We start from the raw sequence: 25403 nt of genomic DNA on the forward strand, positions 1-25403 counted from the left end.
GCCCGTCACGTGAGCCGCTGGCGCACCGCCTCGAACAGACAGATGGCCGCGCACGCGGCGACGTTGAGCGACTCCATCCCTCCGGGCTGCGGGATGCGAATCGGCGTTTGCACACGATCGAGCCAGTGCGGCGACACGCCTGCCCCTTCGTTGCCGAAAATCCACGCGACCGGCGCGCGCAGATCCAGCGCATAGAGCGAGGTCTTCGCCTGCAGGCTGGTGGCGATCAGCGGCACCGCCAGCCGTGGCCCGAGCGAATCCGGCGTGCAATGCTCCACGATGTTCAGCGAGAAATGCGCGCCCATGCCCGCACGCAGCACCTTGCTCGACCAGGCGAGCGCGGTGCCCGACATGCAGTAGACGTCGCGCACCCCGGCGGCCGCCGCGCTGCGCAGGATGGAGCCGACGTTGCCGGCGTCCTGCACGGCGTCGAGGATCACGCAGTCGGCCGTTTGCGAGACGGGCAAATGCCCCGCCGGCATCTCGACGACGAACAGCAGGGGCACGCCGTTGACGAGCGTCGAGAGCGGCTCGAACAACGCATGCGGCAGGCACACGCGGCGCTCCGCCTCCACGCGCGCCCAGATCCGGGCAACCTCATCGTTGCCGAGCGCCGATTCCGCCGCGACGCACACGAGCGGCTGACCCAGGGCATCGAGATACGCGTCGGCCAAGTGCACACCTTCGAGCAGCGTTTGCCCGAGCTTGCGACGCTGCTGGTTCGACTGCGCCAGTTGCTTGAGCCGCTTGTAGAACGGGTTGTCCTTGGAACTGATGAGCTTCATGAGGTGCTGACCACGCGCGACACGGTCAGCGTGCCGAAGATTTCGAACGCCTCGCGCACCGGCGCGAACGACTGGCGATGATGGGGGCACGGCCCGTGCAAACGCAATGCCTCGAGATGGCGGGGCGTACCGTAACCGACGTGCTCGTCGAAGCCGTACTGCGGAAACGCGTCGTGCAGCGCGATCAGTTGACGATCGCGCGTGACCTTCGCGAGGATCGACGCCGCCGAGATCGCGGGCACCTTGTCGTCGCCCTTGACGATGGCCTGCGCACGCATCGGCAACACGGGGCAACGATTGCCGTCGATCAGCGCGAGGCTCGGCACGCGTGACAGGCCGTTGACGGCGCGCTGCATGGCCAGCATCGTCGCGTGCAGGATGTTGAGCGAATCGATCTCGGCCACACTGGCTTCGGCGACGCAGAAGGCCAGCGCGCGCTCGACGATCTCCTCGTACAACGCTTCGCGCCGCTGTGGCGTCAGCTTCTTCGAATCGGCCAGCCCCTTGATCGGGCGCGCCGGGTCGAGAATGACGGCTGCCGTGACCACGGGGCCCGCCAGCGGCCCACGCCCGACTTCGTCAACCCCACAGGTGAGGTCGGCCGCCACGTCGGCGAACAAATCGAGCGCCATCTGCGACCGCGTCGCGTTGGCGCCACGGGCGCGCGGCTTCGCGGCCGCGGGCGGCGCGCCCTCGCCCGCCGCTTTGCGAGCCGTTCGGCCCATCCTGATGTCGTCGCTCATATCCGCCCCTTCTCGCGCAGCACGCGTTCGATGACCTCGGCCGAACGCGCCGCGGTGTTCTGGCGCAGTTGCTCGTGGATCTTCGTGAAGCGCGCCTGCAGAGATTCGCGCAATGCGGGGTCCGTCAGTTGTCGCCAGACGGCGTCGGCCAACGCTTCGGGCGTCGCGAAATGCTGCAGCAGTTCCGGTACGACAAATTCGCCGGACAGGATGTTGGGCAAGCCGACGTAAGGCAGATACCCCTGACGCTTCATGATCTGCGCGGTGAGCCAGGGCACCTTGTACGAAATCACCATCGGCTTCTTGTACAGCGCCGCTTCGAGCGTTGCCGTACCGCTCGCGAGCAGCACGCTGTCGGACGCTTCGAGCGCGAGCGGCGCCTGCGCGTCGATCACCTTGAGATTGAGGTCGCCGTGCGCGTCGACGATCGGCTGCATCATCGCGCGCAGGCGCGGCGTAGCGGCCGGCAGCACGAAACGGATGGACGGCTCGCGCTTGGCGAGCCGTCGCATCGCGGCAAAGAACACCGGCGTGAGACGCTGCACTTCCGAGGTGCGGCTACCCGGCAGGATGGCGACGACCGGGCCGCTGCCCGACAGCGCCAGCCGCGCGCGCGCACCGGCCACGTCGGGCACCATCGGAATCTTGTCGGCCATCGGATGGCCCACGAACGTGGCGTCGATCCCGGCCCGATGATAAATCTCCGGCTCGAACGGGAACAGGCAGAGCATGTGATCGACGGCCCGCTTGATCTTCTTGATGCGCCCGCCGCGCCACGCCCAGATCGATGGGCTCACGAAGTGAATCGTCGGCACGCCCGCTTCGCGCAGCTTGATCTCGAGGTCGAAGTTGAAGTCGGGCGCGTCGAAGCCGACGAACGCCAGCGGTCTGTCGGCCAGCCAGCGCTCGCGAAGTTGCTTGCGGATGGAGAGAATCTCGCGCAGGTGCTTGATGACTTCGACGTAACCCATGACCGAGAGCTTGTCGATCGGGAAATAGGCGTCGAAGCCGGCTTCGGCCATGTGCGGGCCGCCAACGCCCGCATAGGCGATGTCGGCCGGCAGGCTCTGCTTGAGACCGGCAAGTACGTTGCCGGCAATGAGATCGCCGGACAGTTCCCCGGCCACCATCGCCAGGGTTCGCTGGCCGGCGCCGGGAAAGTTCGGCGACATGGGTCAGCGCACGATACCGCGCGTGCTGGTGTTGAGGAAATCGAGCAGCGTGCGCACGGCGTCGAAAACGTCGGAAGCGCCGGTGTTGCCGAACGCCTCGATCTGCACCTTCGCTTCGTCGAGTGTCAGCCCACTCTTGTACAGCAGCTTGTAGGCGTGACGCAGGGCAGTGATCGTCTCCGCCGAGAAGTTGCGGCGGCGCAGCCCCTCGACGTTGATGCCATATGGCACTGCGCGATCGCCCGAGGCGATGACGTAAGGCGGCACGTCCTGCACCAGCACCGAAGCGCCCCCGACCATCGAGTGCGCACCGATGCGCACGAACTGGTGCACCCCCGTCATGCCGCCGATGATCGCCCAGTCGTCGACGTTGACGTGACCGGCGAGCTGCGCGTTGCTCGAAAACACCGTGTGGCTGCCCACGTGGCAATCGTGCGCGATATGCACATACGCCATGATCCAGTTGTCGTTGCCGACGCTGGTCAGCCCGCCGTCCTGCACCGTGCCGGTGTGGATCGTCGTGAATTCGCGAATGGTGTTGCGATCGCCGATGACAAGCCGGGTCGGCTCGCCTGCGTACTTCATGTCCTGCGGGCTGCCGCCGATCGACGCGAACGGACCGATCTTGTTGCCCTCGCCGAGCGTCGTGTGACCGTCGACGACAGAGTGCGAAAGGATCTGCGTTCCCGCGCCGAGCGTGACGTTCGGCCCGATGATCGCATAGGGGCCGACGACGACGCCCTCGGCCAGTTGCGCCTTCGGATCGACGACTGCGGTGGGATGAATGTTCGTCATGAGCGTCTCAATTCCGGTTATTCGCCGTTCTTCTTGACCATGCACATGAACTCGGCTTCCGCCGCGATCTTGCCATCGACCAGGGCCTTGCCCTTGAACTTGAAGAAGCCGCGCCGCTCGCTCAGGAAGTCGATGTCGAGCACGATCTGGTCGCCCGGTTCGACAGGACGCTTGAAGCGAACGTTCTCGATACCCACGAAATAGTAGAGCGTGTTTTCGTCATGCACCGGCTCCTCGGAGAACGTGAGCAATGCGGCGGCCTGCGCCATTGCCTCGACGATCAGCACGCCCGGCATGACCGGACGCTGCGGATAATGCCCCGTGAAGTACGGCTCATTGATCGTGACGTTCTTGATGACCTTGATGTTCTTGTGCGGCTCCAACTCGATCACACGGTCCACCATCAGCATCGGATACCGATGCGGCAGCAGCTTCATGATCTTGTGGATATCGATATTGATAGTGGTCTCGCTCATTTGTCTTGCAGGTCTTTGACCTTCGCTTCAAGTTGACGCACGCGGTCGCGCATCTTGTCCAGATTGCGCATGATGGCCGCGTTTTTGTTCCATTCGGCGTTCGGAATCGCCGGGAATGCGCTCGTATATGTGCCCGGGCCGGGAATCGATTTCGAGACGCCGGACTTGGCCGTCACGATAACCCGGTCGCCGATGGTGACGTGTCCGGCCACGCCGACAGCCCCGCCCAGCATGCAGAACTTTCCGATCGTACTGCTGCCGGCAATGCCCGTACACGCGGCAATCACGGTGTAGGCGCCAACGCGCACGTTATGCGCGATCTGCACCTGGTTGTCGATCTTGCAACCGCGCTCGATCACCGTATCGGCCATCGCGCCGCGGTCGATGGAGGTCGACGCGCCGATCTCCACGTCGTCCTCGATCACGGCACGGCCGACCTGCGGAATCTTCACCCATTCGCCGCCCGTGGCCGAGAAGTCGGGGGCAAAGCCGAAACCATCGGAGCCGATCACCGCCCCCGCGTGAATCACGCAACGCGCGCCGATCACGCTCGTGTGGTAAATCGTGACGTTCGGGTAGACGAGCACGTCGTCTCCGAGCGTGGTGCCGCGGCCGATGAAGACATTGGCCATCAGACGCACACGCTCGCCCAGACGCACGCCCGCTTCGATCACCACGTTCGGGCCGATCACGCACGAGGCCGGAACTAGCGCCGCCGGGTCGACCACGGCGCTCGGGTGAACGCCGGGCGCCACGGCCGGGGCCGCGGCCTGTGCGAACATCTGCGCCACACGGGCGAAATACGCGTAAGGATTCGGCGCGATGATCCAGGTGCGACCGTCGTGCGACGGCAGCTTGTCGAAATCGGCCTTGGAGAGAATGATTGCCGCCGCGCCCGACTTGGGCACTTCGGCGAGATACAGCGGATTGGACAGGAACGCGAGTTGACGCGCGCCGGCGCGATCGAGCGGCGCGAGGCCCTCGACCGTCACGTCGCCGTCACCGACGAGATCGCCGCCGAAGCGGGCGACCAGTTGAGCAATCGAAACCGACGGCGCTCCCGACATGGAAGACGCCCCCGTCACTTGCCGCTGCCCGAACTGGCGTTCAGGGTCTTGAGCACCTTGTCGGTAATGTCGATACGCGGGCTCACGTAGACAGCCTCCTGCACGATCAGATCGTACTTGTCGGCCTCGGCAATTTGCTTGATGACGCGGTTGGCGCGGTCGAGCACGGCGGCGAGTTCTTCGTTGCGACGCTGGTTCAGGTCTTCACGAAACTCTCGCTGCTTGCGCTGGAACTCGGTGTCGGCCGCGGCCAGATCGCGCTGGCGCTTGGCGCGCTCGGCGTCGGACAGCGTGGGATTGTCCTTGTCGAGCTTGTCCGACATCGCCTTGAGACGTTGGGCCATGCTTTGCAGATCCGCGTCCCGCTTGGAGAACTCGGCTTCGAGCTTGGCTTGCGCCGCCTTGGCCGGTGCCGAATCGCGCAGAATGCGATCCGAATTGACAGCGGCGATGCGCGCATCCTGGGCCGTGGCGGCAAACGCCGCGCCGGCCAGCAACGCCGCGGCCACGCCGCGCAGGCAATGCTTACGGATACCGTTCAATGTATTACCCCTTACAACGATGATTCATTCGTAACCGGTCGACGCGCCGTCGTCAGAACGACGTACCGACCTGGAACTGGAATTTCTGATACTGGTCGCCCGTCTTCTTGACCAGCGGGAAGCCCATCGAGAGTTTGAGCGGGCCGATCGGCGAAATCCACGACAGGCCGAAGCCGTAAGAATAGCGCAGGTTATTGAAGGTGATCGCCTGGCCGTTATCGAACACGTTACCGCCATCGAAGAACGTGAAGATGCGCAGCGTGCGATCGTAACCCGTGCCCGGCAGCGGGAACGTCAGTTCGACGTTGCCGATGAGCTTCGAGGCGCCACCCAGCGGCTCCCCGTTCGTATCCTTCGGCCCCAGCGAGCTCGGCTCGTAACCGCGTACCGAACCGATACCGCCCGCGAAGTAGTTCTTGAAGATCGGGAACGGCTGGCCGCCCAGCCCGTGACCGTAGCCCACCTCGCCGTTCAACGCCAGCGTGAAGCCGCGGCTTACCGGATAGTAGTACTGGTGCTGGTAATACGCGCGGAAGTACTTGGTCGTACCAATCGGCGTGCCGACTTCCAGGTTGGCCTGCTGATAGTGACCGCGGTTCGGGATCAGCGCGCTGTCACGCGAATCGCGCGACCAGCCGATCGTCAGCGGATAGTTGTTGCTGACGTAACCGAACTGGTTCGCGTAGTCGATGTAGCGCTGCGGCGTGGTGCCGTCGCTCGTCAGGTGCAGGCGCGTCTGTTCGAAACCCAGACCGAAGAACACCGTATCGACTTCCGAGAACGGCACACCGAACTTGAGGTTGCCGCCCAGCGTGTTGATACGGAAGTCCGAATCGCTCGTGAGCAGCAGCGGCTGATACGTGCGGTAATAGACGTCGGTAATGCGGCTCACGCCGTCGACGGTGAAGTACGGATCGACCTGCGTGACCGCCAGCGTGCGGTAGGTCTTGCCGGTGTTTACGTTCACCGAGAGCGACGTGCCCGAGCCGAACACGTTGTCCTGGCTGATACCGGCCTGCAGCACGACCTTGTCGGTCGACGAGAAGCCGGCACCGACGTTGATCGTCCCCGTCGGCTTTTCCTCCACCTTCACCTGCAGGTCGACCTGATCGTTCGAGCCGGGCACCGGCTCGGTCGTCACGTTCACGTCGGTGAAGTAGCCCAGACGGTTGATACGGTCCTGCGAGAGTTTCAGGCGGTCCGCGTCGTACCACGAGCTCTCGAGCTGGCGCAGCTCGCGGCGAATGACTTCGTCGCGCGTGCGCGAGTTGCCCACGATGTTGATCTTGCGCACGTACACGCGGCGGCCCGGATCGATCGTCATCGTCAACGCCACCGTGTGGTTGTTGCGATCGATCGTCGGCTGCGCGTTCACGTTGGCGAAGGCGAAGCCGTAGTTGCCGAGCAGATCGGAGATGGCCTTGGTGCTCGCCTGCAGCTTCGCCGCGGAGAACGTGTCGCCGGCCTTGAGTTGCACGAGCTTCTGGATGTCGTCCTGCTTGCCGAGCATCTCGCCGGTGAGCTTCACGTCTGAGACCTTGTACGGCTCGCCTTCGTGCAGATTGATCGTCAGGAACATCTGGTCCTTGTCCGGCGTAATCGAGACGTCGGTGGAGTCGATGTTAAATTCCAAATAACCGCGATTCAGGTAGAACGAACGCAGCTTTTCCAGATCGCCGGTGAGCTTGTCCTTGGAATACAGATCGTTCTTCGAGTACCACGACAGCCAGTTCGGCGTGCCCAGCTCCATCTCGGACATCAGGTCCGAGGAGGAGAACGCCTTGTTACCCACGAAGTTGATCTGCTGGATCGTTGCCTTCGGGCCTTCGGTCACGGCGAACTGAATGCCCACCCGGTTGCGCTCGAGCGGCGTGACCGTCGTCTTCACCTCGGCAGCGTAATAACCGCGCGTAAGGTATTGACGCTTGAGTTCCTGCTCCGACTTGTCGAGCAGGTTGCGATCGAACGTGCGACCTTCGGTCAGGCCGACCGAGCGCAGCGCCTTCTTCAGACCGTCCTTGTCGAATTCCTTGATGCCGAGAAAGTCGATGCTGGCAATTGCGGGACGCTCGTTGACGTGCACCACCAGCACGCTGCCTTGCGCTTCGACGCTCACGTCCGAGAACAGGCCCGTTGCATAAAGGGCACGAATTGCTTCGGTGCCCTTATCGTCGTTGAACTTGTCACCCGGTTTGACCGGCAGGTAGGAGAACACCGTGCCGGGTTCGATGCGCTGCAAGCCCTCCACTCGGATATCCTTGACCACGAACGGCTCGACGGCGCGCGCCAGGAAACTGTGTGCCGCCAGAACCGCAATCACCAGGGTCTTCGGAACAAGGTGGTATTTATTCGACAACTTGCTTCCCCAAGAAACAATTGAATCGTAAAAACTCGGATTTGCCTGCGACCGGCAGGCGCGTGACGCTGTCTAGTGCAGCAACTTCGACAGGTCGTTGAAAAGTGCTACGGCAGAGAGCGCAAGGATGCAGACGATGCCCACTCGTTGCAGCGCGCCCTGCCACCGTTCGGAAACCGCCCGCCCGGTAATCGCTTCGACCGCATAATATAACAGATAGCCACCGTCCAGAACCGGAATCGGCAACAGATTCAATACGCCGAGACTAATGCTGACAAGGGCCAGAAAGGCGACGAAATAATCGAGTCCCAGACGTGCGGAACGCCCCGCATAATCGGCAATCGTGACCGGCCCGCTCAGGTTTTTGAGCGACGCCTGCCCGACGATCATCTTGCCGAACATGCGCACGCTGAACGCCGTCACATCCCATGTGCGCTGCGCACCGCGGCCGATTGCCTCGAAGAGGCCGTAACGCACGCTCACCGAATCGACCTGGCTTGCGAGCGCGGCGCCGATCTTGCCCACGGGGGCGCCCGCCGGCCTGGCTGCACTGCCCTCGCCCGCCGGCTCGACTTCGGCGCTTGGTGTAAGCGTTACGCTGCGCACACCGCCGTCGCGGCGCACGGTCAGCGTCATGGGCTTGCCGGGGTGTGCGCGCACGGCATCCACCAGCGCCTTGGCCGACGCCAACGGGCTGCCATCGACGGCCGTGATCTCGTCGCCTACGCGCAAGCCCGCCTTCTGCGCGGCGCTTCCCGGCACCAATTGCCCGACCTTGACGCGCGCCGACGGCACCAGCCCCAGGCGCTGCATGAAATCCTGCTCGCCGTCGCCTTCGAAATGCTGACCCGCGGCGTCCAGCGTGTACTCGGCCCGGCCGTCGCGCGTACGCGCCACCAGCGTGACGCGCTGCCCTTCGATGATCGGATCGACGAGCCGCCAGCGCAGGTCTTCCCAAGAGCGCACCGGCACTTCGTCGCCTACGGCGGCATCGGGATCGTTACCGTTTTCGCGAACGCCGGTGATCAGTTCGCCCCCCGAGAGGCCCGCGCGCGCGGCCAGCGTTCCGGCCGCCGGCGGCGCAATGCGCGCGACCGGCTCGGTCACGCCGGTGAGATTCAGACCGGTGTAAAGCGCGACGGCAAGGAGGAAGTTGGCGACCGGCCCGGCCGCCACGATGGCGAATCGCTTGTAGACGGATTGACGGTTGAAGGCGCGATCCCGGTCTTCCGGCGCAACGATCTGCGTCTCGTCACGCTCGTCGAGCATGCGAACGTAGCCCCCCAGCGGCAAGGCGCACACCGTCCATTCGGTACGGTCACGCCCCATCGTCCACTTGAAGAGCGGCGCGCCGAACCCCACCGAGAAACGCAGCACCTTCACGCCGCAAAGCCGCGCCACCGTGTAATGCCCCAACTCGTGGAACACCACCAGCACGCCAATGGCGACGGCGAAAGCGAGCAGCGTGGTGAGCAGATTCATGAGCGGGACGGGGCCTCGGGGGACGTTACGACATCGACGTGGCGTCAGGAAAACGCCGGGGCGGGCAATGCGGCGACGATGCCCGTCGCCAGTTCGCGGGCGCGGCGGTCGGCCTCGAGCACCACCTCGAGCGACGTCGCTTCGCCGACCGGCACGGCATCGAGCACCTGTTCGACCACCTGTGCGATTGCCGTGAAGCGGATGCGCCCTTCGAGGAAGGCGGCGACGGCGACTTCGTTGGACGCATTGAGCAGCGCGCCGGCCGTGCCGCCGCGATGCAGCGTCTCGAACGCCAGGCGCAGGCACGGGAAGCGGCGCAGGTCCGGCGCCTCGAACGTCAGACGGGCAATGTCCGCCAGATTCAGGCTCGGCACGCCCGACGCCACCCGATCGGGAAACGCCAGCGCGTGCGCGATCGGCGTGCGCATGTCAGGGTTGCCGAGCTGGGCGAGCGTGGAACCGTCCGTGTACGTGACCATCGAGTGGATCACGCTTTGCGGATGAATCAGCACCTCGATCTTCTCGGGCGGCATATTGAAGAGCCAGTGCGCCTCGATGACTTCCAGCCCCTTGTTCATCATGCTGGCCGAGTCGACGGAAATCTTGCGGCCCATGACCCAGTTCGGGTGCGCGCACGCTTGATCCGGCGTCACGTTTTCCAGCGAGGCCAGTTCGCGCTCGCGAAACGGTCCGCCCGAGGCCGTCAGCACCAGTTTCTCCACGCCGCGCGTGGAAATCCGGCTCTCGCCCGCCACTTGCGGCAGGCACTGGAAAATGGCGTTGTGCTCACTGTCGAGCGGCAGCAGCGTGGCGCCGGCGCGCTCGGCCGTCGCCATGAACAGCGCCCCGGAGAGCACGAGCGACTCCTTGTTGGCAAGCAGAATGCGCTTGCCAGCACGAGCCGCAGCGAGCGTCGACTGAAGACCCGCGGCGCCAACGATGGCGGCCACGACCGTCGTCGCTTGCGGCGCTTGAGCGATGTCCACGAGCGCCTGCGGCCCGTAAGCGACTTCGGTCTTCAGCCCGGCGTCGGCCAGACGCGCCGCGAGCGAGCGAGCCCCGTCGGCGTCGGCGACCACGGCCACCTGCGGACGATGCGCGACGCACTGCTCGAACAGGCGATCGAGGTTGCGATGCGCCGAGAGCGCGTAGACGGCAAAGCGGTCGGGATGACGGCCCACGACATCGAGCGTGCTGACGCCGATGGAGCCGGTGGAGCCGAGAATGGAGAGACGTTGCGACATGATCAGACGAGGAGCAGAGCCAACGGGAGGACCGGGAGCAATGCGTCGATTCGGTCGAGCACGCCTCCGTGGCCGGGCAGCAGCGCGCTGGAATCCTTCACGCCGGCCTGCCGTTTGAGTTGAGATTCGAACAGGTCGCCCACGACCGAGAACGCCACCAGCAGCGTCAGCGCCAGCGCGCCGAGCGCCAGTCCGAGCGTGCCGGCGAGGTGCGAGACGAGGGTCGGCGCCTGCATGCCGCTCGCGAGCACGCCAGCCGCGACCACCAGTACCAGCAGCCATCCGCCGACCGCCCCTTCCCAAGACTTGCCGGGGCTGATGGACGGCGCCAGCTTGCGGCGGCCGAATGCGCGCCCCGCGAAGTAGGCGCCGGTATCGGCCAGCCATACGATCACCAGCACCGACAGCAGGAACGCCACGCCGCGCTCACGCGCCAGACACAGCGCCTGCCACGCCGCGATCAGCAGCACCGGGCCGGCCACGAGCAGCAGCGCGCGCCAGGCGCCCTTCGTGGCGGGCTTGCGCATCAGCGTGTAGGGGCCCGCGAGCAGCCAGAAAATGGCCGCGGGCTTGAGCCAGAGGCCCGAAGAGGTCCAGCCGCCGCCCCACGTGAGGCCCACGCCCAGCAGCGAGAGCGCCCCGTAGAAAACCGCGCCGGTACTGTTGAGTCCGACCAGCCTTGCCCATTCCCAGCCGGCCGCGGCGACGATGACGGCCGCGAGCAATGCGAACTGCGCCGGCGTACCGACGAAGATCACGGGCAACAGAATGGCGAGAAGTACGACAGCGGTAATGACGCGTGTCTTGAGCATCAGGCGGATTGTCCCGAGGAGTTCTGGACTTGCGCGCTGGTACGGCCAAAACGGCGTTCGCGCTGCTGAAACTCGGCGATCGCCCGCCTGAGCGTGTTGGCGTTGAAGTCCGGCCAGTATTCTTCGGTGAAATACAGTTCAGTGTACGCCAGTTGCCAAAGCAGAAAATTACTGACCCGCTGGTCGCCGCCGGTGCGGATGAACAGGTCCGGCTCCGGGGCGTAGGCCATGCTCAGATACGGCGCGAGATCTTCCTCGCTGAACGAGGTCTCGAGCGCAGCGGCCCCACCCTGCGCGACGCGCGCCGCCGCAAGCTTCTGCGCCGCTTGCAGAATGTCCCAGCGCCCGCCGTAGTTGGCGGCAATGGTGAGCGTGAGGCCCTTGTTGTCCTGCGTGCGCTCTTCGGCACGCCGGACCAGTTCCTGAATGCGCGGCTCGAACGCTTCGAGCGCGCCGATGACGCGCAAACGAATGCCGTTGCTGTGCAGTTTGCCGACTTCTCGCTCCAGCGCGAGGATGAAGAGCTGCATCAGCGTCGAGACCTCGTCCTGCGGGCGACGCCAGTTCTCGGAGCTGAACGCGAACAGGGTCAGGTACTCGACGCCGAGTTCGGCGCACGCCGTCACCGCTTCACGCACGGCATCGACACCGCGCTTGTGGCCCGCCACGCGTGGCAATTTACGACTGGTGGCCCAACGCCCGTTGCCATCCATCACGATGGCGACGTGGCGCGGGATGCTCGCTGTCTCGGGAACGGTGAGCGTGGAGCTGAGAAAACCCATTGAGATACGGCGCGGAAGTCGCAAAAAGTCGGCGAGAGTCTTACGGTGAAGGCCGGCGGCCCTCAGACCGTCATGATCTCGGCGTCCTTCTGCTGCACGAGCTTGTCGATTTCGGCGACAAACTTGTCGGTGAGCTTCTGCACGTCTTCGCTGCCGCGGCGCTCGTCGTCTTCCGAAGCCTCCTTGTCCTTGACCAGCTTCTTCAACTGCTCGTTGGCATCGCGACGCAGGTTGCGCACGGCGACCTTCGCACTTTCGCCTTCGGACTTGACCAGCTTGGTCAGCTCGCGTCGACGCTCTTCGGTCAGCATGGGCATCGGCACGCGGATCAGATCGCCTTGCGTGGCGGGATTCAGGCCGAGATCCGACTCGCGGATGGCCTTCTCGACGGCGGCGACCATCTTCTTTTCCCACGGCTGCACGCCGATCGTGCGACCGTCGATGAGGTTGACGTTGGCCACTTGCGAGATCGGCACCATCGAGCCGTAGTAATCGACCTGCACATGATCGAGCAGGCCGGTATGCGCGCGACCGGTACGAATCTTCGCCAGGTTGTTCTTGAACGATTCGATCGAGCTTTGCATTTTTTGCTCGACATTCTTCTTGATGTCAGCAACGGTCATGACAACCTCCAAACCTTGAATTGATACGCAAACGTAAATGATACGGCGTCGGCGCGCCAATGCCCGCCGACGCCGCAATTTGAACTCAAACGTGGACGAGCGTTCCCTCGTCCTCGCCGAGGATGACGTGCTTGAGCGCGCCCGGCTTGACGATCGAGAACACGCGCACCGGCATCTTCTGATCGCGGCACAGCGCGAAAGCGGTCGCGTCCATGACCTGCAGGTTCTTCGAGATGGCCTCGTCGAAGCTGATGGTCGAATACTTTACTGCGTTGGGGTCCTTCTTGGGGTCGGCCGAGTATACGCCATCGACCTTGGTTGCCTTGAGCACCACTTCCGCACCGACTTCGGAGCCGCGCAGCGCGGCGGCGGTGTCGGTGGTGAAGAACGGGTTGCCCGTACCGGCGGCGAAGATCACGACCTTGCCCTCTTCGAGCTGACGGATCGCACGCGGACGAATGTAGGGCTCGACCACCTGGTCCATGCGCAGCGCGGATTGCACACGCGCTTCGATGCCGGCGTGACGCATGGCGTCCTGCAAGGCCAGCGCGTTCATCATCGTCGCGAGCATGCCCATGTAGTCGGCCGTTGCGCGGTCCATGCCGGCGGCCCCGCCTGCCACACCCCGGAAAATGTTGCCGCCGCCGATCACGACGGCCAGTTGCGTGCCCAAGCGCACGACCTCGGCAATGTCGGCCACCATCCGCTCGATGGTCGCGCGATTGATGCCGAACGCATCGTCACCCATGAGGGCTTCACCAGAGAGCTTGAGAAGTACGCGTTTGTAAGGAGTAGACATGGCGGTCCTTAAGAAGTCTGGTCGGGCACTGTGAGGGTATTCTGGATGAAACAACGGGGACGGCATGGCCGCCCCCGGGTACTGCGTGCTGCGCGAATTACGACTGCTTGGCAGCGGCCACCTGGGCAGCCACTTCGGCAGCGAAGTCGTCCTGCTTCTTCTCGATGCCTTCGCCGACCACGAACATGGTGAAGCCCTTGACCGTGGTGTTGTTGGCCTTGAGCATCTGCTCGACGGTCGACTTGTCGTCCTTCACGTAAGCCTGGTTGAACAGCGAGACTTCCTTCAGGAATTTCTGCACGCTGCCTTCCACCATCTTGGCGACGATCTCGGCCGGCTTGCCCGACTCGGCGGCCTTCTCGGCGGCGACCTTGCGCTCCTTCTCGATCAGTTCCGGCGAAACCTGGTCGCCCGACACGGCCACCGGCTTCATGGCGGCGATGTGCATGGCCACGTTCTTGCCGACTTCCGGATCTGCGCCGTCGTACTCGACCATCACGCCGATGCGCGTGCCGTGCAGGTAGGCCGCGAGCTTGGCCGACGTTTCATAGCGCTGGAAGCGGCGAATCGTCATGTTCTCGCCGATCTTGCCGATCAGGTCGGCGCGCACTTGTTCGACCGTCTTGCCGTCGAGCGGCAGGGCCGAGAGCGCCGCCACGTCGGCCGGGTTCTGCTCGGCGACCAGCTTGGCCAGGTCGTTGGCGAACTTCAGGAAGTCGTCGTTCTTCGAGACGAAGTCGGTCTCGCAGTTGATTTCGACCACGGCGCCCTTGCCGCCGTCGATGTAGGCGGCGATCACGCCCTCGGCCGTGATACGGCTTGCGGCCTTGCTCGCCTTGCTGCCCAGCTTGACGCGCAGGATTTCCTCGGCGCGGACCATGTCGCCGTCGGCTTCGGTCAGCGCCTTCTTGCATTCCATCATCGGCGCATCGGTCTTGGCGCGCAGTTCGCCCACCATTGCTGCAGTAATTGCCGGCATCTCTTACTCCTGTATATCGAATCAGTCGGGTGGAGACGGCGCCGTGACGGCCTCGCTGCCCGCCCCTGGCGCCCCGCGCACCCGACGCGGGGAAATCAGACTAAAAAAAAGGGGCGCCACCAGCAGCCCCTTTTGTTACGCAGCGGTGGCCGCTTACGCCTCTTCGTTCACTTCGACGAACTCGTCGCCATCGCCGCGCACGGCTTCGACGACTTCCTTGACGGCGTTTGCACGGCCTTCGAGGATGGCGTCGGCAACGCCTTGCACGTACAGCTCGACAGCCTTGCTCGAGTCGTCGTTACCCGGGATGACGTAGTCCACGCCATCCGGCGAGTGGTTCGTGTCGACCACGGCGATCACCGGAATGCCCAGCTTGTTGGCTTCGGTGATGGCGATCTTGTGGTAGCCGACGTCGACCACGAAGATGGCGTCGGGCATGCCGCCCATTTCCTTCACGCCACCGATGGACTTCTGCAGCTTGGCCATTTCGCGATCGAACAGCAGCGCTTCCTTCTTGCTCATGCGCTCTTGTTCGCCGGCTTCCAGAGCCTGCTCCATGTCCTTGAGCTTCTTGATCGACGACTTCAGGGTCTTGAAGTTCGTCAGCATGCCGCCCAGCCAACGGTTGTTGACGTAAGGCATACCCGCGCGCGTTGCGGCTTCCGCCACGATTTCACGCGCCTGGCGCTTCGTGCCCACGAACAGGATCGTGCCACGGTTGGCGGCCAGTTGACGCACGTACTTCAGTGCGTCCTGGTACATCGGCAACGTCTTTTCGAGGTTGATGATGTGAATCTTGTTGCGATGGCCGAAGATATAGGGGGCCATCTTGGGGTTCCAGAAACGGGTTTGGTGACCGAAATGGACGCCCGCTTCCAGCATCTGACGCATCGTGACAGACATGTGATTCTCCGTGAGGGTTGGGTCTTAGACCGGCTGCCGTACCCGTTTCGCCAGACTGCCACACAGCTTTGCATGACCCGCCTGCGAAAATCGGGCACCCTGGGTGCGCCGGCCCGCGATTTCAAAAGTTTCCAAGCCGAGGCGAATATCGCCCGCCTCACCGGACGCGACGCCTTTATTTGGCACCACACTGGGGCAAAACACCCCAAAAATCCGGCCAGGACCCTTGAAAGCCAAGGGAAAACCCTTGGCTTTATCGACAACTCGTCCTCGACTTAGCCCGAGATTATAGCATCGCGGGGCGCCTTCGCTCAAGTGACGCACAAGCCTGTCATGCGACCCGCCAAACGCCCGGTCCATGCGGCATTGCGCCCGGTCCGGGGCGCCGTCCGAGGCCGGGTCCGGAAGTTCGGAAAATTCGCCTCGGAATCGGCCGAAATCCGCGCCGCGCGGGCCGAAACCGGCCCATTGATGCGATAATGCGGCATTGTTTCCGCAATCTGTCAGATCCAGCAATGGCCATCACCCTCAAGAATGCCCACGACATCGAAATGATGCGCGTCGCCTGCCGCCTGGCCAGCGAAGTGCTCGATTTCATTACGCCGCACGTCCGCGCGGGCGTGACGACCGGGGAGCTCGACCGGCTGTGCCACGAGTACATGGTCAAGGAGCAAGGGACCGTGCCCGCGCCGCTGAACTATCAGCCGCCCGGCTATCCGCCCTACCCGAAGGCCACCTGCATTTCCGTGAACGACGTGATCTGCCACGGCATTCCGGGCGACAAGGTCCTCAAGAACGGCGACGCGCTGAACATCGACATCACCGTCATCAAGGACGGCTACTTCGGCGATACGAGCCGCATGTTCATCGTCGGCGAAGGCTCGATCCTGGCCAGACGCTTGGCGCAGGTCACTTACGAGTGCATGTGGCTCGGCATCAACCAGGTCCGGCCAGGCGCGCATCTGGGCGACATCGGGCACGCGATCCAGACGCATGCCGAAGCGCAGGGTTACAGCGTCGTGCGCGAATACTGCGGCCACGGCATTGGCCAGGTGTTTCACGAAGATCCCCAGATCCTGCACTACGGACGCCCGGGCACCGGCATCGAGCTGCAGGCCGGCATGATCTTCACCATCGAGCCGATGATCAACGCCGGCAAGCGTGAAATCCGCACGATGCCGGACCAGTGGACGGTGAAGACGCGCGACCGCAGTCTGTCGGCGCAGTGGGAACACACCGTGCTCGTGACGGAAACGGGGCACGAGGTGCTCACGCACTCGGCCCTCACGCCGCCGCCGCCGCCGGGGTCCGCCTATGTGGCGTCTTTTCCCGCGGCCGCCTGACGTTCGCCAACTTCGAAGCCCCCATGCCCGGCCGCCGATGAGGGCGGCCGCCCCGGCCTGACCCGTCACATACACTCAGGAAGAAGCCGCCATGCACGCGCGTGCTCATGCCCCGTCCCCGCTACGTCAGGCCCTCAGGCAACGCAAGGCCGACCTCGTCGAGCGCTTCACCGCGCATGGCAAGGTCGACGCCCTGCTGCACGGACTCTGCCAGGCCGTCGATCAATCGATGCGCGAGGCCTGGGCCCAGTGCGGCATGCCAGACGGTCTCGCGCTGGTCGCCGTGGGCGGCTACGGGCGCGGTGAGCTCTATCCGTATTCGGATGTCGACATCCTGTTGCTGCACCGCAGCATCGATGGCGAGGCGCTCACGCAGCACGTGGAGCCGTTCATTGGTTTTCTGTGGGACATCGGGCTGGAAATCGGCTCGTCGGTCCGCACGGTAGACGAGTGCCTGACCGAAGCCCATGCCGACATCACCGTGCAGACAAGTCTGCTCGAGGCGCGCTTTCTCACGGGCAATCGCGCGCTTTTCGACGAATTCGGGCAACGCTTTGCCGCCGATCTCGATCCGCTCGCGTTCTTTCGCAGCAAGCAGCTGGAGATCCGCCAGCGGCACGCCAAGTATCAGGACACGCCGTACAGTCTGGAGCCGAACTGCAAGGAAAGCCCGGGCGGGCTGCGCGACTTGCAGGTAATCCTGTGGATGACGAAGGCGGCCGGCCTGGGCAACAGTTGGGCGGAGCTCTTCGCACGCGACTTGCTCACCGAGCGCGAGCTCAAGGAACTGCGTCGCAACGAGCAGTTCCTGAAAGGGCTGCGCGCGCGGCTCCATCTGATTGCGCGGCGTCGCCAGGACGTCCTCGTGTTCGACATGCAGACGTCGCTCGCGCAAAGCCTCGGGTTCGAGGCAACGCCGACCAAGCGCGCGAGCGAGCAACTCATGCGCCGGTATTACTGGGCCGCGAAAGCCGTCTCGCAGCTCAACACCGTGCTGCTGCTCAATGTCGAAGCCCGCCTCTTCCCGCAGACCAGCGGCGTGACGCGCGTAATCAACGAGCGATTCGTCGAAAAGCAGGGAATGATCGAGATTGCGGACGACGAGTTGTATCAGCGTCACCCGAACGCGATCCTCGAGACCTTCCTGCTGTACGAGCAGGTCGTCGGCGTGAAGGGCCTGTCGGCGAGAACGCTGCGCGCGCTGTATAACGCCCGCGAACTGATGGACGCCCGCTGGCGCGCCGATCCAGAGAACCGACGGACGTTCCTCGAAATCCTGCAGCAGCCGCAGGGCATCACGCACGCCTTGCGTCTGATGAACCAGACAAGCGTGCTGGGCCGCTATCTGATCAACTTCCGTCGCGTCGTGGGTCAGATGCAGCACGACCTCTACCACGTCTACACGGTCGACCAGCACATCCTGATGGTGGTGCGCAACATCCGCCGCTTCGCGGTGGCGGAACACACGCACGAATACCCGTTCTGCAGCCAGTTGATCGCGAACTTCGACCGGCCGTGGGTGTTGACCATCGCCGCCCTCTTCCATGACATCGCGAAGGGCCGCGGCGGCGATCACTCCACACTGGGCATGGTCGACGCCCGGCGCTTCTGTACGCGCCATGGCCTCGGCCGCGAGGATACGGAGTTGATCGTGTGGCTCGTCGGCGAGCATCTGACGATGAGCACGGTGGCGCAGAAGCAGGACACCACCGACCCCGAGGTCATTCGCCGGTTCGCCGACAAGGTCGGCAACGAGCGTCGTCTGACGGCGCTCTACCTGCTGACGGTTGCCGACATTCGCGGCACCAGCCCGAAGGTGTGGAACGCGTGGAAGGGCAAGCTGCTCGAAGACCTCTACCGCCTGACATTGCAGGTGCTGGGCGGGGCCAATCCCGATCCGCATGCACGGCTTAAGGCCCGCAAGGAGGAAGCGCTCGGCCTGCTACGGCTGTACACGGTGCCCGAACGCGCGCAGGAGGCGCTGTGGAACACGCTGGACGTCGCTTATTTCCTGCGCAACGACCCGGCGGATGTCGCATGGCAGACGCGCCATTTGTGGCGACATGTGCAGAGCGCCGAGCCCATCGTCAAGGCGCGTCCCTCGCCGATTGGGGAAGGATTGCAGGTGATGGTCTACGTGCGCGACCAGGTGGACCTGTTTGCCCGAATTTGCGGCTATTTCGAGCGCAAGGGCCTGTCGATTCTCGACGCCAAGGTACACACGACCAGCGAGGGCTTCGCGCTCGATAGCTTCCTGCTTACCGACCCGGGCCTCGATACGAGCTATCGCGACATCATCAGCCTGGTGGAGAGCGAGCTGGTCTCGCTGCTCACGCGCGCCGAACCGTTGGCCGAACCGAACAAGGGGCGCCTGCCGCGCCGCTCGCGCAGCTTCCCCGTCACTCCGCGCGTCGATCTGCGCCCTGACGATCGCGGCCAATACTACTTGCTGTCGGTATCGGCCAACGACCGCACCGGCCTGCTCTACGCGGTCGCCCGCGTGCTCGCGCGTCATGGCGTGAGCGTGCGTACCGCCCGCATCAACACCCTCGGCGAGCGTGTCGAAGACACGTTCCTGCTCGACGGCAGCCGCTTGCAGGATAACCGCCTGCAAATCGCCGTCGAGACCGAATTACTCGAAGCACTGGAACCATGAGCGATACCCCGCGCGCCAAGCTGAGCGCCAAACATCCCCGCATCCTCGACAAGACCCGCGCGCCCGTGCGCTCGTCGAGCCCGCTTCGGCGCCCGACCAAAGCCGTGCCCGCGTCAATGCTCGATGGGTCCGGCGCGAAGATGAGGCCGACGAAGCCGACGAAGGCGAATGAGCCGACTAAGCCGACTAGGCCGACTAAGCCCGCGCGGCCGCGCCCGGCGGGCGATGTGCCGGCGCCCGCCGGTGGTGCTCGCCCCTCCGGGACTGCGCCCCGCAAGGCCGCAGGCAGTACCAAGCCATACGAGAAGCGCACGAGCGGCGAACGCCCACCGGCGCGCGGTCAGCGCGAGCGTGCGGCGGGCGCCCGTCCGGCTCGCTTCAATGCTGAAGAGCGCCCGCGCCGCAGCGCCGAAGGCAGCGCCCGGGGCGCCCGGAGCGCCCGCCCGGCCCCCCAGGCTCGCCCCGCACGCGCCCGGCGTGACAGCGATGACGACATCAAGATTCACCACGACGCCGCCGGCTCGCTGCGTCTGTCCAAGCGCATGTCCCAACTTGGCCTGTGCTCGCGTCGCGAAGCGGACGAGTGGATCGCCAAGGGCTGGGTGCGTGTCGATGGCAAGGTGGTAACCGAGCTCGGTACGAAGATTCTGCCGACACAGGACATCACGGTCGTCCAGGCCGCCCAAAAGGAACAGGCCAATCGCGTGACGGTCCTTCTGCACAAACCCGTCGGATACGTGTCGGGACAGGCGGAGGACGGCTATGAGCCGGCCGTCGTACTGGTTACGCGCGAACACCATTGGAGCGAGGACGACGCCGGCATACGCTTCTCGCCGTCGCATCTGCGCAGTCTCGCCCCGGCGGGACGCCTCGACATCGACTCGACGGGCCTGCTCGTCCTGACGCAGGACGGCCGCGTCGCGAAACAGCTGATTGGCGAGGACTCCGAGATCGAAAAGGAATATCTCGTCCGCGTCTCGTTCAACGAGCATTCGCACAACGTTCAGGCGCACTTCCCGGCCGAGCGTCTGGCGTTGCTGCGTCACGGTCTGGCGCTCGACGATCAGCCGCTCAAGCCGGCGCAGGTCGACTGGCAGAACCCGGAGCAACTGCGTTTCGTGCTCAAGGAAGGCAAGAAGCGCCAGATTCGCCGAATGTGCGAACTCGTTGGACTGCATGTGACGGGCCTCAAGCGCGTGCGAATGGGACGCATCACGCTTGGCAACCTGCCGGTCGGCGAGTGGCGTTACCTGCGCCCGGGCGAAACGTTCTGATTCCCGCACGCCGGTTGCCCAGGGCCGGCGTGAATGCCGCAGAGGACTTCCACCGCTCCCGGTCGCACCAAGAAAAAGCCCGCCATTTTCGGCGGGCTTTTCCATTCCAACGCGCCAACGTGTCGCGCGTCAATCGTCGCTGGCCGGGTCCAAGCCCGGGAACAGGATCTCCGTGAAGCCGAACTTGGTGAAGTCCGTGATGCGCATCGGATAGAGCTTGCCAATCAGGTGATCGCACTCGTGCTGCACCACTCGCGCATGGAAGCCTTCCGCCACACGGTCGATGACGCGACCGTATTGATCGAAACCTTCATAACGCAGCATGGAATAGCGGTTGACCATCCCCCGCAAGCCGGGCACCGACAGGCACCCTTCCCAGCCCTCCTCCATGTCCTGCGTGAGCGGCGTGATCACCGGGTTGATGAGCACCGTCTCGGGCACTTCGGGCGCGTCCGGATAGCGATCGTTGTGCTCGAAGCCGAAGATCACCACCTGCAGATCGACGCCGATCTGCGGCGCGGCCAGACCCGCGCCGTTTGCGTGCTTCATCGTGTCGAACATGTCGGCCACGAGTTCGTGCAACTCGGGCGTATCGAACTGTTCCACCGCCTTGGCGATGCGCAACAAGCGCGGATCGCCCATCTTCAGAATGTCGCGAATCATCGGTCGGGTCCTCACATCAAAGCGCGGCCAACATTGCGCGCATAGCGTCCTCGTCGAGCACGGGCACCCCCAGTGCCTCGGCCTTCGCCAGCTTGCTGCCGGCCTCGGCGCCCGCGACGACATAGTTCGTCTTCGCAGACACGGAGCCGGCCACTTTCGCTCCCTTCTCTTCGAGCATCGCCTTGGCCTCGTCGCGCGAGAGCGTCGGCAGCGTGCCTGTAAGCACGAAGGTCTTGCCTGCCAGCGGCAACGGCGCCGCGGCGGCCGGTTCCGACTCCGGCCAGCTCACGCCCGCGGCGCGCAACTGCTCGATCACCTCGACATTATGATCTTCGCAGAAGAAATTGTTGATCGACTCGGCCACCACCGGTCCGACGTCCGGCACGGCAAGCAGTTCCGTCAGGTCCGAATCGCGCTTGCACGCCGCAATCAGGTTGTCGAGCTTGCCGAAATGACGGGCGAGATCCTTTGCGGTCGCCTCGCCCACATGGCGAATGCCCAGCGCAAAAATGAAGCGGGCGAGCGTCGTGTGACGCGCCTTGTCGATCGACGCCACCAGATTGGACGCCGATTTGTCGGCCATCCGATCGAGCGCGGCCAGCTTCGCCACGCCCAGCTTGAACAGATCGGCCGGCGTGCGAATGATCTGCTGGTCGACGAGCTGCTCCACCAGCTTGTCACCCAGCCCCTCGATATCGAGCGCACGGCGCTGCGCGAAATGCAGCAGCGCCTGCTTGCGCTGTGCTGCGCAGATCAGGCCGCCAGTGCACCGCGCGATCGCCTCATCGGGCAGCCGCTCGATCGCCGAGCCACAGACCGGGCATTCGGTCGGCATGACGAAGGCGCGGGCGTCGGCCGGGCGGCGATCGAGCACCGCGCCAACGACCTCCGGGATCACGTCGCCGGCGCGCCGGACGATCACCGTATCGCCGATCATCACGTCCTTGCGGCGAATTTCGTCCTCGTTGTGCAACGTGGCGTTCGTGACCGTGGCACCGCCCACGAACACCGGCGCAAGGCGCGCCACGGGCGTGATTGCCCCCGTGCGGCCGACCTGCACCTCGATGTCGAGCAGCGTCGTCAGCGCCTCCTGCGCCGGAAACTTGTGAGCCAGCGCGAAGCGCGGCGCGCGCGAGACGAAGCCGAGGCGGTCCTGCTCGTCGCGGCGATTCACCTTGTAGACCACGCCGTCGATGTCATACGGCAGCGACTCGCGCGCCGCGCCGGCGGCCCGATAGAACGCGAGCAGGCCGGCCGCGCCCTGCACCACTTCGCGGCGATCGTTGACGGGAATACCCAGCTCGACATACCAGTCGAGCAGCGCCGAGTGCGTCTCGGGCATCGCTACCCCGACCAGTTCACCCACGCCGTAAGCGAAGAATGACAGCGGGCGCCTGGCCGTGATGCGCGAATCGAGTTGACGCAGACTGCCCGCCGCCGCATTGCGCGGGTTCACGAAAACCTTCTCTCCGGCCGCTTCCTGCGCGCGGTTGAGTTTGTCGAAGTCGGCGCGAAACATCAGCACTTCGCCGCGCACCTCGAGCACCTCAGGGGGCGTGTCGGTATTCAGGCTGAGCGGAATCTTCTTGATGGTGCGAATGTTGGCGGTGACATCTTCGCCCGTCGTGCCGTCGCCGCGCGTCGCGGCTTGCACCAGCACGCCGTGCTCGTAGCGCAGCGCGATCGCGAGGCCGTCGAACTTCAGCTCCGCCGCGTATTCGACGGGCGCGCCGAACAGATCGCCGCTGGACACGTTCGCGCCCGCCCCGTCGCGCAGCGCGTCACTCACGCGACGGTCGAACGCTTCGACATCCTCATCGGTAAACGCGTTGTTGAGCGAGAGCATCGGCACCCGGTGCACGACCGGCGCGAAGCCCTCCACCGGCTTGCCGCCGACGCGCTGCGTGGGCGAGTCGGGACGCTGCAATTCCGGGAAGGCGTTCTCCAGGGCGACCAGTTCGCCGAACAGGCGGTCGTACTCGGCGTCGGGGATGAGCGGTGCATCGTCTTCGTAGTAGGCGCGGTTGTGGCGAGCCAGTTCGATGCGCAACTCGGCGGCGCGCTTTGCTGCCGCCGTGGCGTCGGCTGCCGTATGGGCTTTCGCGCCCTGGCCCGTAGCGGAAGTTTGGGACATGCGTTGAGACTCGGGATTCGAGAGTTCAGAACATTATGCCTTCGACGCCCGCGGCTTGGCGTCGTCGATAGCAGGAATCAATGGGAATAAAAACGCCGCTCACCCAACGGTGAACGGCGTGCATCGAACGCCCGCCGGAGAGCGTCGCACCGGCGCCGCCACCGCCGGGCATCGGCCCCGGGCTTACTGGCTGAACAGGCGGCGCGTGACCGGCGAGCCGGCCGGCAGTCCCCTCGCCTCGAGGCGCTCGTAGAGCTTGAGCAGTTGCTTGTCGACGTTTTGCAGCGCAGCATCCGAGAGCGGCCGGCGCTGATCGTCCACCACCCGGCCGCCGATGCGCTGGCCGATCGAGCGCGCGTAATCGCACATCAGGCGAAACGGCAGCAGGTCCTCGTCGGCCACGGGCACGTCGAGCAGCATCGTGATGAGGTCGCCGCCCTTGTACGTCAGATCGTCGCGCAGGAAATTCGTGTCGCCGAACTGCAGCATGAACACCGGGTTCTGCCGCGTGTCGAGCTTGACGAACCGCATGCCGTCGCGCGAGAGCAGCAGACCATCCTGCGTTGCCACCGCCTGCACGTAGTTGGCCGACCACGGTGCGCCGTCGGACAACACGTTCACGGACAGTTGCGCGTCGCACTGTGCGGCAAAGCCGTCGAGCTCGCGGGCGCGTGCCACCGTCTCCATCATGTCCGGCAACTCGGGCAGCGCGTCCACGGTGTCGGAGAGCGTCTGCACGAGATTCGAGAATTCGGAGAATTCGACTTCGTTGAGTGCGCCCGCGCGGTTGGCCAATTGCACGGCCATGCGCAACTGGTGGTAGCGCCCGCCCGTGCGGATCGGCTCCCACGGCGAATGCTCGTCCGCACGGCCCTCGATGTTGACGGGCTTGCTGCCCGCACGGCGCATGCGCACCGTGAGCGGCATCAGGCGCTCGGCGGCGATCACGTTCGCGAGCGGCAGATCGACGATGCAGTCGATGCGCTCGTCGATGATCGGCGCCGGCCCGCTCGGCGCGGCAGCGCGGACCGCCGCCGGAATGGTGGCTGCGGTGGCTGCGGTGGCTGCGGGAGCTGCGGAAGCTGCAGTGGCAGCAGCGCCGGCCCCGTCGGGCGCGGCCGCGACTGCATCCGACGGGGCGCCGGCCGCAGCCGAGACGGACGCCGCAGCGCACGCATCGACGGTATCGTCGGCGGCCAGTTCCGCATCGACGCGCGCGACCGTCCCTGCGGCGTCGTTCGCCTCGCCCTGCTCGGCGCCATGCGCGACGGCGTCCGTTCCGGCGGCCGGGGCCGAGGTTGATGTCAAGGCCGAGGCAGCTTCGGTTTCGACGGCGAGCGCGGCGTCCCCGGCGTCCCCGGCGTGCGCGGCGGCGGACGCGGCCGACATAGCGGCCTCCTGCGCAGCGCGCTTGCGCGCGGCGGGCGGCGCATCCCAGGCGTCTTCGTTGATGGCAAAGGCGTCCTGCACCGACGTGCCGGCCGGCGTCGCCTGGCCCAGCGCGCCGAGCGTCGGCTCACGACGCTCGCCCGATTGCACCGGCACGCGCGGCGGCGAGAGCGTCGGTTCGATGAACGGACGATCGTCATCGGTCTCGGGCGCCGCGGCGCTCGCGTCGATACCCGCTGCGTCGACCGGCATGCGGCGCGGGATGCGCGCTCGCGCCTTGCTGCCCTGCCAGGCGTTATAGGCCACCACCCCCAGCAGTACCACTACCCCTGCGGCAATCAAGCTAAGCTGCAGTTCATTCATGCGCGGCGTTCCTCTCTCTTC

General features: G+C 65.0%; 23 protein-coding genes. 3 read left to right on the forward strand and 20 right to left on the reverse strand.

Going from position 1 to position 25403, the window contains the following annotated elements; all coding sequences use genetic code 11:
- Window positions 1-5: 5 nt before the first annotated feature.
- From PNO31109_RS12695 to PNO31109_RS12775, 17 genes are all read right to left on the reverse strand, one after another.
- Window positions 6-785, reverse strand: coding sequence for a TrmH family RNA methyltransferase (locus PNO31109_RS12695; RefSeq protein WP_150555873.1), 780 nt, complete (start codon window positions 783-785; stop codon window positions 6-8).
- Window positions 782-1510, reverse strand: coding sequence for a ribonuclease HII (gene rnhB / locus PNO31109_RS12700; protein WP_370750241.1), 729 nt, complete (start codon window positions 1508-1510; stop codon window positions 782-784). The genes PNO31109_RS12695 and rnhB overlap by 4 nt, the downstream gene beginning before the upstream one ends.
- 14 nt (window positions 1511-1524) lie before the next feature.
- Window positions 1525-2700, reverse strand: a complete 1176-nt coding sequence (gene lpxB / locus PNO31109_RS12705) for a lipid-A-disaccharide synthase (RefSeq protein ID WP_174966376.1) — start codon at window positions 2698-2700, stop codon at window positions 1525-1527.
- Window positions 2701-2703: 3 nt separating this feature from the next.
- Complete coding sequence (gene lpxA / locus PNO31109_RS12710) at window positions 2704-3495, reverse strand: acyl-ACP--UDP-N-acetylglucosamine O-acyltransferase (protein ID WP_150555875.1); 792 nt, start codon at window positions 3493-3495, stop codon at window positions 2704-2706.
- Window positions 3496-3512: 17 nt separating this feature from the next.
- Window positions 3513-3971 (reverse strand): 3-hydroxyacyl-ACP dehydratase FabZ, encoded by a 459-nt coding sequence (gene fabZ / locus PNO31109_RS12715; RefSeq protein WP_150555876.1) that lies wholly within the window; start codon window positions 3969-3971, stop codon window positions 3513-3515.
- Window positions 3968-5038 (reverse strand): UDP-3-O-(3-hydroxymyristoyl)glucosamine N-acyltransferase, encoded by a 1071-nt coding sequence (gene lpxD, locus PNO31109_RS12720; protein WP_150555877.1) that lies wholly within the window; start codon window positions 5036-5038, stop codon window positions 3968-3970. Before lpxD ends, fabZ begins: the two co-directional genes overlap by 4 nt.
- A 14-nt stretch (window positions 5039-5052) precedes the next feature.
- A complete protein-coding gene (locus tag PNO31109_RS12725; RefSeq protein ID WP_244958170.1) occupies window positions 5053-5571 on the reverse strand; it encodes an OmpH/Skp family outer membrane protein in 519 nt (172 codons plus the stop codon).
- Between the two features lie 61 nt (window positions 5572-5632).
- Window positions 5633-7936, reverse strand: coding sequence for an outer membrane protein assembly factor BamA (gene bamA / locus PNO31109_RS12730; protein ID WP_174966377.1), 2304 nt, complete (start codon window positions 7934-7936; stop codon window positions 5633-5635).
- Between the two features lie 72 nt (window positions 7937-8008).
- Window positions 8009-9418 (reverse strand): RIP metalloprotease RseP, encoded by a 1410-nt coding sequence (gene rseP / locus PNO31109_RS12735; RefSeq protein ID WP_150555880.1) that lies wholly within the window; start codon window positions 9416-9418, stop codon window positions 8009-8011.
- 44 nt (window positions 9419-9462) lie between these two features.
- Complete coding sequence (gene ispC / locus PNO31109_RS12740; protein WP_150555881.1) at window positions 9463-10662, reverse strand: 1-deoxy-D-xylulose-5-phosphate reductoisomerase; 1200 nt, start codon at window positions 10660-10662, stop codon at window positions 9463-9465.
- A 2-nt stretch (window positions 10663-10664) separates the two neighbouring features.
- On the reverse strand, window positions 10665-11474 hold the full coding sequence (locus PNO31109_RS12745) for a phosphatidate cytidylyltransferase (RefSeq protein WP_150555882.1): 810 nt from the start codon (window positions 11472-11474) through the stop codon (window positions 10665-10667).
- The gene (gene uppS, locus PNO31109_RS12750) at window positions 11474-12256 is read right to left on the reverse strand and encodes a polyprenyl diphosphate synthase (RefSeq protein WP_150555883.1); all 783 of its coding nucleotides are present in this window, start codon (window positions 12254-12256) and stop codon (window positions 11474-11476) included. The genes PNO31109_RS12745 and uppS overlap by 1 nt, the downstream gene beginning before the upstream one ends.
- Before the next feature lie 62 nt (window positions 12257-12318).
- A complete protein-coding gene (gene frr, locus PNO31109_RS12755) occupies window positions 12319-12879 on the reverse strand; it encodes a ribosome recycling factor (RefSeq protein ID WP_150555884.1) in 561 nt (186 codons plus the stop codon).
- An 85-nt stretch (window positions 12880-12964) separates the two neighbouring features.
- Window positions 12965-13678 carry a UMP kinase gene (gene pyrH / locus PNO31109_RS12760; RefSeq protein WP_150555885.1) on the reverse strand — a complete coding sequence of 238 codons (714 nt, stop codon included), beginning with the start codon at window positions 13676-13678 and terminating at the stop codon, window positions 12965-12967.
- 97 nt (window positions 13679-13775) lie between these two features.
- Window positions 13776-14657 (reverse strand): translation elongation factor Ts, encoded by an 882-nt coding sequence (tsf, locus tag PNO31109_RS12765; RefSeq protein WP_150555886.1) that lies wholly within the window; start codon window positions 14655-14657, stop codon window positions 13776-13778.
- Between the two features lie 153 nt (window positions 14658-14810).
- A complete protein-coding gene (gene rpsB / locus PNO31109_RS12770; RefSeq protein WP_023596248.1) occupies window positions 14811-15560 on the reverse strand; it encodes a 30S ribosomal protein S2 in 750 nt (249 codons plus the stop codon).
- A gap of 24 nt (window positions 15561-15584) precedes the next feature.
- On the reverse strand, window positions 15585-16076 hold the full coding sequence (locus tag PNO31109_RS12775; protein WP_150555887.1) for a hypothetical protein: 492 nt from the start codon (window positions 16074-16076) through the stop codon (window positions 15585-15587).
- On the opposite strand from PNO31109_RS12775, the gene map reads away from it, so the two are divergent.
- The 3 genes from map to PNO31109_RS12790 all read left to right on the forward strand — a co-directional run bounded on the left by map (window position 16076) and on the right by PNO31109_RS12790 (window position 20833).
- Entirely contained in the window at window positions 16076-16903 is an 828-nt protein-coding gene (gene map, locus PNO31109_RS12780) for a type I methionyl aminopeptidase (RefSeq protein WP_150555888.1), read from the forward strand. The genes PNO31109_RS12775 and map overlap by 1 nt on opposite strands.
- Before the next feature lie 91 nt (window positions 16904-16994).
- Complete coding sequence (locus tag PNO31109_RS12785) at window positions 16995-19559, forward strand: [protein-PII] uridylyltransferase (protein WP_150555889.1); 2565 nt, start codon at window positions 16995-16997, stop codon at window positions 19557-19559.
- Entirely contained in the window at window positions 19556-20833 is a 1278-nt protein-coding gene (locus tag PNO31109_RS12790; protein ID WP_150555890.1) for a pseudouridine synthase, read from the forward strand. The genes PNO31109_RS12785 and PNO31109_RS12790 overlap by 4 nt, the downstream gene beginning before the upstream one ends.
- Before the next feature lie 129 nt (window positions 20834-20962).
- On the opposite strand, the gene def is transcribed toward PNO31109_RS12790, so the two are convergent.
- The 3 genes from def to PNO31109_RS12805 all read right to left on the reverse strand — a co-directional run bounded on the left by def (window position 20963) and on the right by PNO31109_RS12805 (window position 25382).
- Window positions 20963-21496: a peptide deformylase gene (def, locus tag PNO31109_RS12795; RefSeq protein WP_150555891.1), complete on the reverse strand. Its 534-nt coding sequence runs from the start codon at window positions 21494-21496 to the stop codon at window positions 20963-20965.
- 16 nt (window positions 21497-21512) lie between these two features.
- Window positions 21513-23630, reverse strand: coding sequence for an NAD-dependent DNA ligase LigA (gene ligA, locus PNO31109_RS12800; RefSeq protein ID WP_150555892.1), 2118 nt, complete (start codon window positions 23628-23630; stop codon window positions 21513-21515).
- 183 nt (window positions 23631-23813) lie between these two features.
- Window positions 23814-25382: a cell division protein ZipA C-terminal FtsZ-binding domain-containing protein gene (locus PNO31109_RS12805; RefSeq protein WP_241013941.1), complete on the reverse strand. Its 1569-nt coding sequence runs from the start codon at window positions 25380-25382 to the stop codon at window positions 23814-23816.
- Between the last annotated feature and the right edge of the window lie 21 nt (window positions 25383-25403).

Source organism: Pandoraea nosoerga (genome assembly GCF_902459585.1).
Lineage (GTDB): Bacteria > Pseudomonadota > Gammaproteobacteria > Burkholderiales > Burkholderiaceae > Pandoraea > Pandoraea nosoerga.

Excerpts from the sequence above, each read along its gene's own strand:
- rpsB (WP_023596248.1), bottom strand. The coding sequence starts at position 15,560 with ATGTCTGTCACGATGCGTCAGATGCTGGAAGCGGGCGTCCATTTCGGT.
- PNO31109_RS12790 (WP_150555890.1), top strand. The coding sequence starts at position 19,556 with ATGAGCGATACCCCGCGCGCCAAGCTGAGCGCCAAACATCCCCGCATC.
- PNO31109_RS12695 (WP_150555873.1), bottom strand. The coding sequence starts at position 785 with ATGAAGCTCATCAGTTCCAAGGACAACCCGTTCTACAAGCGGCTCAAG.
- PNO31109_RS12745 (WP_150555882.1), bottom strand. The coding sequence starts at position 11,474 with ATGCTCAAGACACGCGTCATTACCGCTGTCGTACTTCTCGCCATTCTG.
- lpxA (WP_150555875.1), bottom strand. The coding sequence starts at position 3,495 with ATGACGAACATTCATCCCACCGCAGTCGTCGATCCGAAGGCGCAACTG.
- PNO31109_RS12785 (WP_150555889.1), top strand. The coding sequence starts at position 16,995 with ATGCACGCGCGTGCTCATGCCCCGTCCCCGCTACGTCAGGCCCTCAGG.
- fabZ (WP_150555876.1), bottom strand. The coding sequence starts at position 3,971 with ATGAGCGAGACCACTATCAATATCGATATCCACAAGATCATGAAGCTG.
- rseP (WP_150555880.1), bottom strand. The coding sequence starts at position 9,418 with ATGAATCTGCTCACCACGCTGCTCGCTTTCGCCGTCGCCATTGGCGTG.
- ligA (WP_150555892.1), bottom strand. The coding sequence starts at position 23,630 with ATGTCCCAAACTTCCGCTACGGGCCAGGGCGCGAAAGCCCATACGGCA.
- rnhB (WP_370750241.1), bottom strand. The coding sequence starts at position 1,510 with ATGGGCCGAACGGCTCGCAAAGCGGCGGGCGAGGGCGCGCCGCCCGCG.
- pyrH (WP_150555885.1), bottom strand. The coding sequence starts at position 13,678 with ATGTCTACTCCTTACAAACGCGTACTTCTCAAGCTCTCTGGTGAAGCC.
- PNO31109_RS12805 (WP_241013941.1), bottom strand. The coding sequence starts at position 25,382 with ATGAATGAACTGCAGCTTAGCTTGATTGCCGCAGGGGTAGTGGTACTG.
- def (WP_150555891.1), bottom strand. The coding sequence starts at position 21,496 with ATGATTCGCGACATTCTGAAGATGGGCGATCCGCGCTTGTTGCGCATC.
- tsf (WP_150555886.1), bottom strand. The coding sequence starts at position 14,657 with ATGCCGGCAATTACTGCAGCAATGGTGGGCGAACTGCGCGCCAAGACC.
- map (WP_150555888.1), top strand. The coding sequence starts at position 16,076 with ATGGCCATCACCCTCAAGAATGCCCACGACATCGAAATGATGCGCGTC.
- lpxB (WP_174966376.1), bottom strand. The coding sequence starts at position 2,700 with ATGTCGCCGAACTTTCCCGGCGCCGGCCAGCGAACCCTGGCGATGGTG.
- lpxD (WP_150555877.1), bottom strand. The coding sequence starts at position 5,038 with ATGTCGGGAGCGCCGTCGGTTTCGATTGCTCAACTGGTCGCCCGCTTC.
- uppS (WP_150555883.1), bottom strand. The coding sequence starts at position 12,256 with ATGGGTTTTCTCAGCTCCACGCTCACCGTTCCCGAGACAGCGAGCATC.
- ispC (WP_150555881.1), bottom strand. The coding sequence starts at position 10,662 with ATGTCGCAACGTCTCTCCATTCTCGGCTCCACCGGCTCCATCGGCGTC.
- frr (WP_150555884.1), bottom strand. The coding sequence starts at position 12,879 with ATGACCGTTGCTGACATCAAGAAGAATGTCGAGCAAAAAATGCAAAGC.